This window comes from Clostridium sp. (genome assembly GCF_036569345.1).
In the GTDB taxonomy this organism is placed as follows: domain Bacteria; phylum Bacillota; class Clostridia; order Clostridiales; family Clostridiaceae; genus Clostridium_AD.
This window is the reverse complement of the sequence record NZ_DATCQT010000179.1, coordinates 22,516-34,882: the sequence shown is the minus strand read 5'-3', so window position 1 is coordinate 34,882 and position 12,367 is coordinate 22,516. Positions and strand designations below refer to the sequence as shown.

Sequence of the window (12,367 nt, the reverse complement as noted above, 5' to 3'; positions counted from 1 at the left end):
TAAGTTGAATACCAACGATTAAGTTGTTAACGCGAGCTCATTACATACTTTTTAGTCTTACGACTAAAATATTACTTTATACTAAAGTAATTAACTGGTTAAAATAAAATATTATTTCATTTCTTTACCTATTTCTCTGTTTAATTTTCAAAGACCAATTTGTTACTTGCCGTCAACCGACGACTTCTACTATTTTACTAGGTATTTTTTGTTTTGTCAACAACTTTTTCATTATTACACAAAGGTATTTTAAAATATTAATTGTCAACTTATCAAACATTACCTTTATCGTTTTTAACTCATAACGACAAGGAACATTTTATCATAGAACATTTCCCATACAATTTAATTTAAAGTAATTAAAATAAAACAGGCTTCTCATTCTTTGATTTTTAAACTTTATCTCTATATATCTTATATTGATACACCAGGATAGTTATTTTTATAATTCTTACTAACATCTAATAAGTGAACGCCAAATTTAATAATCTCTAAAATTAAAATATATACTATATATTCACCTTAATACTCTACAAATATACTATATTTAAAGCTTTTATATAAAACAAATAGGGTAATATCCCTTATAAATACTTATAAGTTATATTACCCTACCTAAAATTATTACCAATATAAAATATTACCACCATAGTTACATTACATAAATGTAACAAATATTATTAAAAATATTACTCCTGGCACCCCTAAAAATCCTGCTATAAGTGCCGTTACCGGATTTATTGCAATAGTTATTCCCACATAGTTGCCTACAAAATTAACAAGTAATAAAAGCAAGACACCCAAAACAGCATTCAATACTAATTTACCTAATATTTTTAATGGCCATGAAAAAAGCTTGACCACAATTATCATTGCTACTATACCAATCAAAAAATATAATGCAACATCCATATACAAGTTCCCCCTATGCAATTCTTAATTTTATATTATTATTTATTATATTTTATTAACGTTATATTTTTTCAATATTATTATCTTTTTCAATCTTTTACCTATTAATAGCATCAAGCTCTTCTATCATATAACTAGCATCAATGGTTACACCTTTTCTTCTAGCTTCTAGCAAAAAATATATGTATCTAGCTTTAGATTGATCTTCTCTATAAATTGCATAATCCACAAGTTTAGGGTCATCCGCCACTTGAAAGTATCTTTTTGCAGTTTCCCACTCAATCTTAGCTTCTTCTAACTGCATTATAATATCTTTGTGTTCCTCTGTATATTTCATGTTGGAAAATAATATCTGTATTATTTTTTTCCTATTCATAATAAAAACCTCCCATTTTATATCTTTTTTAAATTCTTGACATAAAACAGGAGTATTATTCTATATTTCTTTTCTACCTTCTAAAGCTTTAGAAAGAGTTACTTCATCTATATATTCTAAATCTCCACCAACTGGAATGCCATGTGCAATCCTAGTGACTTTTGCGCCTAAAGGTTTTAATATTTTAGATATATACATAGCTGTAGCTTCTCCCTCTATGTTTGGATTAGTTGCTACTATTACTTCACGTATTTCTCCATTTATTCTTCTTATAAGTTCTCTTAATTTTATGTCTTGTGGCCCTCGTCCGGCCATTGGGGATATTGTTCCATGAAGAACATGATAAACACCATTAAATTCCCTTACTTTTTCCATAGTTCTTATATCTTTTGGATTTTCAACTACGCATATAATACTCTTATCCCTATTGGGGTTAGAACAAATCGCGCAAGGATCTGCATCTGTAAAACTTCCACATACAGAGCAGTATTTTATGGTACCTCTAGCTTTAATTAGAGCACCTGCAAACTCCTCTACTTCTTCTTTAGGAAGATTTAGAACAAATAATGCAAGCCTCTGAGCTGTTTTTTGCCCAATACCTGGCAGTTTAGCAAATTCTTCAATAAGTTTTTCTATTGCTACTGGATAAAAATCCAATCTAGTCACCTCATAACAATGTAGCTTAAACTACTGTTTATTAAAACATTCCTGGCATGTTCATTCCGCCTGTTAATTTACCCATTTCGTTACTTGATTCATCTTCAGCCTTCTTTAGAGCTTCGTTGCAAGCACTCATAATTAAATCTTCAAGCATTTCTACATCTTCTGGATCTACTACTTCTGGTTTTATTTTTATTTCAATAAGTTGTCTCTTTCCATTTGATATTGCAGTTACTGCTCCACCACCAACAGATGCCTCAAATTTCTTGTCTCCCAAATCCTTTTGCATATCTTCCATTTGTTTTTGAAATTTTTGAGCTTGCTTCATTAAACTATTCATATTTCCACCCATACCTGGAAATCCACCTTTTGCCATAATAGTTACCTCCTATTTATTAAATATTAAAACATAAAAATTTATATTTATCTCCTCTAGATTTATAATAAATAAAACTAAATTATATTTATATATAATCTAAAAAGATATATATTGCTAGTCTATTATATTATTATATACTAATACCTATAATAATTTCCATTAAATAAGTAAATATTTTTTATTCGTCAAGTATTTCCACAAGATCTTCTCCAAATGTCTCTTTTAGTATATCTTCTGGTGATTTAACTGGTTTCTCATCAGATTCTATAGTATATTTTATCTTTACTGGTTCTTTTAGTAATTCAGAAAATATTTCCTCTATTATATTTCTATTCTCCTCTTTCTCAAGTCTTATTTTATTAAAGGAAAATTGTTTTTCGTAACCTAGCTCTATTACCCCTCCATCGCAGGACAGAATTTCTCCTGTCATTAAAGAAGCATATATAACCATATGGCGTCTAGCTTTAAACATATCTAAAATATCCTTAAATGATTTTTTAACAATGTCTACCGTTAAATTAGAATTAGCATTATGCTTTTGCACAGGTCTTATTTCTGTTTTCTTCTTTGATGCTTTTTCTGTCTTAGGACCATTTTTTTCTGGAACCTTAGTTGTTATGCTCTCACAGGCTACAGTTATTTTTCCTTGCTTTATTATTTCTTCTAATTTGTTTATTCTAGATAATAATACTTCTTTTGAAGTATCATATTCAATTTTGCACATTTTAATTACTGCAAGTTCTAAATAAATTCTATTTTGCTTACTCCATTTAGCTTGTTCCTGGGCATCTTGAAGTATCTTTATATTCCTCATAATTTCTTCTACTCTAATCTTAGATGATTGTTTTTTTAAAATTCCTATATTTTCACTGGACATATCTAAAATATCTTCTACATTTTCACTTACTTTAGCCATCAAAAGATTTCGCATATGCGTAGTCATATCTTTTATAAACACAAATATATCCTTACCACTAGCAACTATTTCATTTATACTTTTTATTGCCCCTTCGATATTTCTATCTATTACACAATCTGAGAGTTTTGTAAGGCTCTCAGAAGTTACAAGGCCTAACATATTTATAACGTTATCATATTCAACTGCGCCGTCATTCATTGATATAGCTTGATCTAGAATACTCAAAGCATCTCTCATAGCTCCATCAGAAATTCTTGATATTAATTTCAAACTATTATCTTCCACTAAAATGCCTTGCTTTGTTACAATCTTTCGAAGTCTTTCAAATATATCTGCACTTTTTATTCTTTTAAAGTCAAATCTTTGACATCTAGATAGTATGGTTATTGGCAGTTTTTGAGGATCAGTTGTTGCTAATATAAATATTGTATTACTTGGTGGTTCCTCTAGTGTTTTTAAGAAAGCATTAACTGCCCCTATTGATAACATATGAACCTCATCTATAATATATACTTTATACTTAGCTTCTTGAGGTGGATATGCAACGTCTTCGATTATGTCGCGAATATTATCTACTCCATTATGTGATGCTGCATCTAGCTCAGTCACATCTATTGCTGTTCCTGCATTTATCTTTAAACACATTTCACATTCATTGCAAGGTTCTCCATTATCCGAATTTAAACAATTAACTGCTTTAGCTAATATCTTAGCTGTTGAAGTTTTTCCAGTTCCTCTTGTACCACATAAAAGGTATGCATGAGCTATTCGATGACTGTTTATTTGATTTTTTAAAGTTATAGTCACATGATCCTGCCCTACTACATCCTGAAAATTTTTCGGTCTCCATTCTCTATATAAAGCCATATATGCCACAAATTTCACCTCTTCCAAATAATAGTATTACTTGAATATATAAAAAAAGATGCCTATAAAGGCATCTTATAATTCTTATGTAGACCGTACACCTCGCTTCGATTTATAAACAATGCGCGTTACCTATACAGTTAGCTCAAATCAGGTTGATCCACGGCACATGGAAGGTTTCACTTACCGCTGCTTCCTTCCGGATCTGACGGGGTTCATAAATTTCCATTGCGTGGGGCCCAATTCTCAACACCACTTATACAGGGCAGACCACACGTCTCAAAACCTAAGCGAGGAATTCACCCCTGCTGTAGCGGATTGCAGGTACAGGGCACCGCTAACTCCCCGGCTAGTACGGAAATATAAAATGGCGGAAAAAGAGGGATTCGAACCCTCGGTAGAGTCGCCCCTACACACGCTTTCCAGGCATGCTCCTTAAGCCACTCGGACATCTCTCCATAAATCATTTCTATATTTATATACACTGTTTAGTGCAATATAGATAATTATACTATGAATAAATACTAATTTCAATAGTTATTTATTAATATATTTTTTTAAAACATTGATAATATAATATAAATATTCTTTTCAATATCCATATTATATTATCATTCTCAAATTATTTTCATATATACATATATCATAATTCGTTTTTAAAATCTCTTTTCTTATGATTTATAACAATAAATATAATACATATAGCAATTCCTACTAAACTTATTAATTGCGCTACTCTTATACCTCCAAACATTAAACTATCAGTTCTTAATCCTTCAATAAAAAATCTTCCAAGAGAATATAATCCTATATAACTAAAAAACACAGTCCCTGCCTTAAATGTTTTAGTTAACAAATAAATTAGTAATAAACAGACTATGACATCCCATATTGATTCATATAGAAAAGTTGGGTGATAATACACTCCATCTATTAACATTCCCCTTTGTATGAAATCTGGGAATTTGCTTATAAATGCTTGAGTAACCGGTCCTCCATGAGCTTCACTATTAAAGAAATTACCCCATCTGCCTATAGCCTGCCCAATAATTATAGATGGTGCTGCCACATCTGCAAATTTTAAGAGATTTTCTTTTTTATACCTAGTGTATATAAATGCTGCTAACATACCAAATATAATTCCACCATGTATAGCAAGGCCACCTTGACGTATATTGAATACTTCTATTAGATTATCCTTATATTGATTAAATTCAAATATTACATAATAAGTTCTAGCTCCAATTATAGCTATAGGAAAAGATATTAATACAATATTTAAAAATTCATCATAATCAAGACCTTTTAACTTAGAAGTATAATTAGCTAATATAATTCCAGCCATCATTCCTGTTGCAATCAAAATACCATACCATCTAATAGTTAATCCAAATACAGTAAAAGCTATTGGATCCATAAACACCCACTCCTTTTCTATTACTCTTTTGTTATTTATTTATATAAATACTAATACAGATAATTAAAAGAATCAAGTTTTAAATTAAACTTGATTCTTTTGATTTAATCCTATTACAATAATGTCTGAATATGATAAAAAAGTAAAGAGAAATATTTAGAATTTATTTCTAATAATATATTCAGTATGCAATAACTTGTGGCTTAAATGGCCATTCGGCTCTCCTAAAAACCCCTTATATATTTTGGTTATATGTGGATTTTTATGTGATTTTCTAATAGGTAGAGCTTTATCTTCATCATATATAGCTTTTGCTCTTTCTTCTTTAACATTTATTTTTTCTTTTATTTGTGGATTAACTATTGGCTGTCCTCCACCATTTACACATCCACCAGGACATGCCATAGCTTCAATAAAGTCATAATGCTTTTCACCACTTCTAACTAACTCCATTAATTTTCTAGCATTACTAAGTCCATGAGCTACCGCTGCAGTTATACTTCTTCCATTTGGCAATTCTATGGTTACTTCCTTTATACCTGTGAGGCCACGAACAACTGAAAATTCTATTTCCTCTAATTCCTTTCCAGCTAAGAGTTCAAATACAGTTCTTAGTGCAGCTTCCGTAACTCCTCCAGTTGCTCCGAAGATTACTGAAGCTCCAGTAGATTCTCCAAAGGGATCATCAAACTCTTCATCCTTTAGATTAACAAAATCTATACCTGCCTCTTTAATCATTTGAGCGAGTTCTCTCGTAGTTAGAACATAATCTACATCCATCATACCATCATTAGATAGTTCATCCCTTTGGCCTTCAAACTTTTTAGCGACACAAGGCATAATTGAAACAACTACAATATTTTTAGCTTCAACACCAATTTTTTCTGCAAAATAACTTTTAATTAAAGCCCCTTCCATTTCACTTGGTGATTTACAAGTGGATAAATTAGCAATCATATCAGGGAAATTGTGTTCAACAAATTTTACCCACCCTGAGCAGCAAGATGTCATGAGTGGAAGATTTTCTCCTGTACCTAATCTATTTAATAACTCAGTTCCCTCTTCCATAATAGTTAGATCTGCCGCAAAGTCAGTATCAAACACCTTATCAAATCCTAATTTTCTTAAGGCTGATGTCATTTTTCCTGTAACTCTACTACCTATGGGCAAACCAAACTCTTCACCTATTGCAACCCTTACTGATGGAGCTGTTTGAACCACCACATACTTATCTGGATTTTCTATAGCCTTCCAAACGGGTTTTATACTGTCCTTTTCATGTAGTGCTCCCACAGGGCATGCTAAAATACACTGACCGCAATTTATACATACAGATTCCTTGAGTGGCCTCTCATATATAGTTGTAACCTTAGTCTCAAATCCTCTATCCGAAAAATTTATTGCATGGACAGTTTGAACCTTTCCGCAAGTTGCAATACATCTTCCACAAAGAATACACTTTTCAGTATCTCTAACTATTGAGCATGATGAATCATCCAAACTTCCTTTGCTTTTCTCTCCACTATATCTTATATCTCTGATATTTAAATCCTTTGCTACTGTTTGCAATTCGCAGTTCTCACTTTTTATACAAGTTGTACATTCTCTCTTATGATTAGATAATAATAACTCAACTACCATTTTCCTAGCTTCTCGAACCTCAGCAGTATTAGTTTTTATATCCATACCATTTTCAGCTGGGAGTGTACAAGATGCCAATAATTTTTGTCCTACTTGTACAACACACATTCTACAACTAGCTACCTCATTGATTTCTTTTAAAAAACATAATGTAGGTATTTTAGCTCCAACTAACTTTGATGCCTCAAGTACTGTAGTTCCTTTGGGAACTTCTACTTTTATTCCATCTATAATCAAGTTTACCATTTCCATTCTATTCACCTCCCAAGATAATTATTATTTTTTAACAATGGCTTTAAATCTACATATGTGTATACACATTCCACATTTCACACATACATCTTGGTTAATTTCATGAGCTTCTTGCAATTTTCCAGTAATAGCACCTGCATTACAATTACGAGTACATAATCCACAGCCTTTGCACTTGTCCTTTAAAATCTCATATTGCACCAAAGACCTACAAACTTTAGCTGGGCATTTCTTATCTTTCACATGTGCAATATATTCATCTCTAAACTGTCTTATAGTAGAAAGCACTGGGTTAGGTGCAGTCTGACCTAGTCCACATAATGCAACTTTTTTTATTCCCATAGCTAAATGTTCAAGTTTATCTATATCCTCCATTTCGCCATTCCCTTTAGTGATCTTTTCAAGCATTTCAAGTAACCTTTTAGTTCCAATTCTGCATGGAGTACACTTACCACAAGACTCATCCTTTGTGAAATCGAGGAAAAATCTAGCTACATCAACCATACAATTATCTTCATCTAAAACTATCATACCTCCAGATCCCATCATGGATCCAAGGGCAGTTAAGGTATCATATTCAATTGGAGTATCAAGATATTTTTCTGAAATACAACCACCTGATGGGCCTCCTGTTTGAACTGCTTTAAATTTTTTTGCATTTGGTATACCTCCACCTATTTCAAAAATAGTCTCCCTAAGTGTTGTTCCCATAGGGATTTCTATAAGGCCAGTATTTGTAATTTTGCCTCCTAAAGCAAAAACTTTTGTCCCTGAGCTTTTCTCTGTACCTATTCCGTTAAACCAATCTGATCCTTTTAGCATAATAGGAACAATATTTGCAAAAGTCTCAACATTATTTATAATTGTAGGCTTGCCCCAAAGTCCACTAACAGCTGGAAATGGTGGTTTTGGCATAGGCATACCTCGTTTACCTTCAATTGACTGCATAAGAGCAGTTTCCTCTCCACATACAAAAGCGCCAGCTCCAAGTCTTAATTCTATATCAAAATTAAAGCCTGTTCCTAAAATGTTTTCCCCAAGTAGACCATATTCTCTAGATTGTTTAATAGCAATGCCCAGTCTTTCTACGGCTAGTGGATATTCCGCTCTAACATATATAAACCCTTTGTTTGATCCTATAGCATACCCACCTATAGTCATAGCTTCCAGCACTGAATGAGGATCCCCCTCAAGAACTGATCTATCCATGAAAGCACCTGGGTCACCTTCATCCGCATTGCAAATTATATATTTTTCATCTCTCTCTTGCTTTGCTGCAAATTGCCATTTCATCCCTGTAGAAAAACCTCCGCCACCGCGTCCTCTGAGTCCAGACTTCTTAATATTTTCAATAACGTCTATTGGAGACATAGAAGTAAGTACCTTTTCCAACGCCTTATATCCATCCAATGTTATATACTCATCAATATTCTCTGGGTCTATAATTCCACAATTTCTTAAAGCTATTCTTAATTGTTTTTTAAAAAAATCTAGTTTATTAAGATTTCTTATCTTACCTTCACCTTCTGAAATTTTATACTCGAGACGTTCTAACACTTTATTATGAATAAAATGTGATTCTACGAGTTCTTCAATATCTTCAGCTTTTACTTTGTTATATACAACACCCTCTGGATAAACTATTACAACAGGCCCTATTTCACAAAGCCCCAGACAACCAGTTTTTAATACTTCAATCTCATGATTTAAGTTATGTTTTCTTATTTCTGTCTTTAAGCTTTTATAAAGATCTACTGTTTGTGGAGAAGTGCATCCTGCTCCTCCACAAACAAGTACCTCAGAGCGGTAAACTTCCAATATAATCCCTCCTTCTACTTCTTTGGGGCATATAATAATTAATAATCGTTATCTAATGTATAATCATTAATGATTTTTCCCCTAATTACATGCATTAGGTATTCATCTCTAACTGTTCCAACTAATACATGACTAGCTACAACTCTTCTTGCCTTAAATGGTGACATCTGAACATAAGTTACTTTTTCCTCTCCTGGTCTTATAACTTCTACAATCGGTTCTAATCTACACACACCAATGCAACCTGTCTTAACTACTACCACATTAGATAATCCAAGCTTGTTAACTTCATCTACTATTGCGTCGAAAACTTCCTCTGCCCCTGCCGCTATTCCACAAGTAGCCATTCCGACAACAATTCTTATGCTTTTTCTATCTAGTCCTTGGTTAACTATATTAAAAGTATTTTTTCTTATCTCTTCAAGGTCCTGTATGGTCTTCATTAATATCCCTCCATAAATCAATTTGCTAAACTGATTTTTTACTTATATTCTTCAATTATCCTTATTACATCAGCAGGAATTAACCTTCCATATACTTTATCATCTACCATAAGAACTGGCGCTAATCCACATGCACCAAGACATCTAGCAGCTTCCAAAGTAAATTTACCGTCGCTGGTTGTCTTTCCAACTTCTACTTCTAAAACACTAGATAATCTCTCTAAAATATCTTGCGATCCTTTTACATAACATGCAGTACCAAGACATACCTTAATTATATGTTCCCCCTTAGGTTCTAAAGTAAATTGCGAGTAAAAGGTTGATACTCCATAAATTTCGGACATAGGTATATTAATTTCTTCCGCTACTATTCTTAATGCTTCTTCTGGCAGATATCCAAATAATTTTTGTACTTCATGAAGTACTGGAATTAAAGCGCCTTTCATAACTTTAAATTCTTTAGCGATGTCTCTTACTTTTTCGTATCTAATGTCATTTTCCCCACATTCTGAGCAACATTTTTCTTCAGTCAATAAAATCATCTCCTAACCTAAGATTTATTAAATATTTTCATTTTTCATTATATGGATTTAATGTTAATTTATAACAATTTATAAATCAATCATACAATACTTTATTATTGATGTAAACGCATAATTACTGAATATTAACAATATTCGGTATACAATATGAACTAAACTTTTTGCATAATAAAAACACCTCAGAAATGCTTTCTGAGGTGTTTAAACTTTTACCTTAATTAAATTTACTAATTTTCTTCTTTAATAACAACATCTTTCTTTAATATTGAAACCATAACCCCAGTTACTATTGTACCAGCAACTATTGCTACTATATATCCGCCTAAATTAGTAACTGCATGAGGGATAAATAAGAGAAATATACCACCATGAGGAGCTACTATTGCTGATTTAAATATCATAGATAACGCCCCGGTAACTGCAGCACCTGTCATTGTTGAAGGTATTATTCTAAGTGGATCTGCTACAGCAAATGGTATAGCACCCTCAGTTATAAATGCAGCACCTAATGCCCAAGCAGATTTTCCTGCTTCTCTTTCTTCTGCTGTAAATTTCTTTTTTGCTATAACTGTTGCAAGCGCAATTCCTAGTGGAGGAGTCATTCCTGCCGCCATTACCGCAGCCATTATAGCTGACGTAGGAGCCAATGCCAAAGTTGACACTCCAAAAGTATATGCTGCTTTATTAAATGGTCCACCCATATCAAAAGCCATCATTAAACCAAGAATAATTCCGAGAAAGCCTGCGTTTGCTCCACTTAAATTAGTTAAGTATTTTGACATTACCACAGTTAAAGCACTTACTGGTTTTCCAATAACATATATCATTACAAGCCCTACTACTAATGTCGATAAAACAGGTAATATTATAACTGGCATTAAACCTTGTAATGATTTTGGTAACTTTATTATTTTCTTTAAGAAAACTACAGTATAACCAGCTATGAAACCTGCTGCCATTGCACCTAGAAATGCAGCACCTACCGTTGCCGCAAGCATACCACCAACCATACCCGGTACAAGACCCGGTCTATCTGCTATAGAGAATGCTATAAACCCTGCAAGTACTGGATACATAAGTGCCATGGCATTACCGCCACCAATTGTCTTTAAGGCTTCGGCTATAGATCCTGGTACTTTAAATGCATATATTCCAAAAGCAAAAGAAAGTGCAATTAAAATACCACCAGCTGCTACAAAAGGAATCATATAAGAAACCCCAGTCATAAGGTGCTTATAAACACCCTTTCTCTCAACCTTTTCTTCTTTTATTTCACTAATATTTTTCGCAGTATTTTTATCTTCTATTTTCATATCTATTGCCTTTTGAATAAGTCCTTTTGCATCTTTAATTGCATCTTTTACACCAACTTCAAGTATAGTCTTTCCTACAAAACGTTCCTTTGAAACGTTAGTATCTGCTGCAATTATTACAACTCTTGCTTCTCTTATTTCTGATTCTGTCAATTTGTTTTCCGCTCCTACAGACCCTTGAGTTTCTACTTTAATCTCAATACCCATTTCTTCTCCAGCCATAGAAAGTGCCTCAGCTGCCATATAGGTATGTGCAATTCCTGTTGGACATGAAGTTATAGCTACAAATTTCATAATTTTCCCCCTATTTAGTTTATTTTATAAATGTTTTTTATATTATTGTGAAAAATTTTTTATTTAATATAATTTGTCTATTGCTCCAATAAGGTAATTATTTCTTCTGTGCTTGTAGCGCTCATTAAGCTAGCTCTTAATTCTTTATGCATAAGTTTTCTAGAAATTTGACTTAGTATTTTTAAATGTTCATCACTTGATTTTTCTGGTACAGCTATTAAAAAGAATATATGAGCTGGCTCATCATCCATAGATTGGTAATCAATTCCACTAGTGCTTCGTCCGAATACTAATGCTGCTTCTTTAACTCCACTGCTTTTTCCGTGAGGAATTGCTATTCCCATACCTATTCCTGTTGAAAATTCTTTTTCTCTATCAGTTACCGCTTGTATATATTTTTCTTTATCTAGTAGCTTACCATCTTCATCTAACAAATTTGCCATCTCTTTTATTACATCCTCTTTCGTTTTACTAGTTAGTTCAAGTTTAATTAAATTAACATTTAATAATTCAGTTATATTCATTAATAATCAT

The 12,367-nt window shown here is 32.4% G+C and carries 12 protein-coding genes, 1 tRNA gene and 1 other RNA gene; all 14 read right to left on the bottom strand.

Annotated features, from left to right (window positions below; translation table 11 throughout):
* Nucleotides 1–657 precede the first annotated feature (657 nt).
* The 14 genes from VIM70_RS18725 to VIM70_RS18660 all read right to left on the bottom strand — a co-directional run bounded on the left by VIM70_RS18725 (nt 658) and on the right by VIM70_RS18660 (nt 12,357).
* Nucleotides 658–912 carry a pro-sigmaK processing inhibitor BofA family protein gene (locus VIM70_RS18725; protein ID WP_331947298.1) on the bottom strand — a complete coding sequence of 85 codons (255 nt, stop codon included), beginning with the start codon at nt 910–912 and terminating at the stop codon, nt 658–660.
* Nucleotides 913–1,009: 97 nt separating this feature from the next.
* The gene (locus VIM70_RS18720) at nt 1,010–1,288 is read right to left on the bottom strand and encodes a DUF2508 family protein (protein ID WP_331947297.1); all 279 of its coding nucleotides are present in this window, start codon (nt 1,286–1,288) and stop codon (nt 1,010–1,012) included.
* A gap of 60 nt (nt 1,289–1,348) precedes the next feature.
* On the bottom strand, nt 1,349–1,945 hold the full coding sequence (recR, locus tag VIM70_RS18715) for a recombination mediator RecR (RefSeq protein WP_331947296.1): 597 nt from the start codon (nt 1,943–1,945) through the stop codon (nt 1,349–1,351).
* A 40-nt stretch (nt 1,946–1,985) separates the two neighbouring features.
* The gene (locus VIM70_RS18710; RefSeq protein ID WP_331947295.1) at nt 1,986–2,324 is read right to left on the bottom strand and encodes a YbaB/EbfC family nucleoid-associated protein; all 339 of its coding nucleotides are present in this window, start codon (nt 2,322–2,324) and stop codon (nt 1,986–1,988) included.
* 181 nt (nt 2,325–2,505) lie between these two features.
* Complete coding sequence (gene dnaX, locus VIM70_RS18705; RefSeq protein WP_331947294.1) at nt 2,506–4,122, bottom strand: DNA polymerase III subunit gamma/tau; 1,617 nt, start codon at nt 4,120–4,122, stop codon at nt 2,506–2,508.
* Between the two features lie 84 nt (nt 4,123–4,206).
* An RNA gene (gene ffs, locus VIM70_RS18700) (signal recognition particle sRNA large type) lies at nt 4,207–4,471 on the bottom strand.
* Nucleotides 4,472–4,481: 10 nt separating this feature from the next.
* Nucleotides 4,482–4,571, bottom strand: a tRNA-Ser gene (locus VIM70_RS18695).
* 185 nt (nt 4,572–4,756) lie between these two features.
* Complete coding sequence (gene lgt / locus VIM70_RS18690; RefSeq protein ID WP_331947293.1) at nt 4,757–5,530, bottom strand: prolipoprotein diacylglyceryl transferase; 774 nt, start codon at nt 5,528–5,530, stop codon at nt 4,757–4,759.
* Nucleotides 5,531–5,686: 156 nt separating this feature from the next.
* Nucleotides 5,687–7,423: an NADH-dependent [FeFe] hydrogenase, group A6 gene (locus tag VIM70_RS18685; RefSeq protein ID WP_331947292.1), complete on the bottom strand. Its 1,737-nt coding sequence runs from the start codon at nt 7,421–7,423 to the stop codon at nt 5,687–5,689.
* Nucleotides 7,424–7,447: 24 nt separating this feature from the next.
* Nucleotides 7,448–9,241 carry an NADH-quinone oxidoreductase subunit NuoF gene (locus tag VIM70_RS18680; RefSeq protein ID WP_331947291.1) on the bottom strand — a complete coding sequence of 598 codons (1,794 nt, stop codon included), beginning with the start codon at nt 9,239–9,241 and terminating at the stop codon, nt 7,448–7,450.
* A gap of 38 nt (nt 9,242–9,279) precedes the next feature.
* Nucleotides 9,280–9,684: a (2Fe-2S) ferredoxin domain-containing protein gene (locus VIM70_RS18675; RefSeq protein WP_331947290.1), complete on the bottom strand. Its 405-nt coding sequence runs from the start codon at nt 9,682–9,684 to the stop codon at nt 9,280–9,282.
* A gap of 38 nt (nt 9,685–9,722) precedes the next feature.
* A complete protein-coding gene (gene nuoE / locus VIM70_RS18670; RefSeq protein WP_331947289.1) occupies nt 9,723–10,217 on the bottom strand; it encodes an NADH-quinone oxidoreductase subunit NuoE in 495 nt (164 codons plus the stop codon).
* 236 nt (nt 10,218–10,453) lie between these two features.
* Nucleotides 10,454–11,833: a fructose-specific PTS transporter subunit EIIC gene (locus VIM70_RS18665; RefSeq protein ID WP_331947288.1), complete on the bottom strand. Its 1,380-nt coding sequence runs from the start codon at nt 11,831–11,833 to the stop codon at nt 10,454–10,456.
* 77 nt (nt 11,834–11,910) lie between these two features.
* The gene (locus tag VIM70_RS18660) at nt 11,911–12,357 is read right to left on the bottom strand and encodes a PTS sugar transporter subunit IIA (RefSeq protein WP_331947287.1); all 447 of its coding nucleotides are present in this window, start codon (nt 12,355–12,357) and stop codon (nt 11,911–11,913) included.
* Between the last annotated feature and the right edge of the window lie 10 nt (nt 12,358–12,367).

Bases quoted from the DNA above. Each gene is read 5' to 3' on its own strand.
- VIM70_RS18725 (WP_331947298.1), bottom strand. From the start codon at position 912: ATGGATGTTGCATTATATTTTTTGATTGGTATAGTAGCAATGATAATT.
- VIM70_RS18720 (WP_331947297.1), bottom strand. From the start codon at position 1,288: ATGAATAGGAAAAAAATAATACAGATATTATTTTCCAACATGAAATAT.
- VIM70_RS18710 (WP_331947295.1), bottom strand. From the start codon at position 2,324: ATGGCAAAAGGTGGATTTCCAGGTATGGGTGGAAATATGAATAGTTTA.
- lgt (WP_331947293.1), bottom strand. From the start codon at position 5,530: ATGGATCCAATAGCTTTTACTGTATTTGGATTAACTATTAGATGGTAT.
- VIM70_RS18685 (WP_331947292.1), bottom strand. From the start codon at position 7,423: ATGGAAATGGTAAACTTGATTATAGATGGAATAAAAGTAGAAGTTCCC.
- VIM70_RS18675 (WP_331947290.1), bottom strand. From the start codon at position 9,684: ATGAAGACCATACAGGACCTTGAAGAGATAAGAAAAAATACTTTTAAT.
- VIM70_RS18665 (WP_331947288.1), bottom strand. From the start codon at position 11,833: ATGAAATTTGTAGCTATAACTTCATGTCCAACAGGAATTGCACATACC.
- VIM70_RS18660 (WP_331947287.1), bottom strand. From the start codon at position 12,357: ATGAATATAACTGAATTATTAAATGTTAATTTAATTAAACTTGAACTA.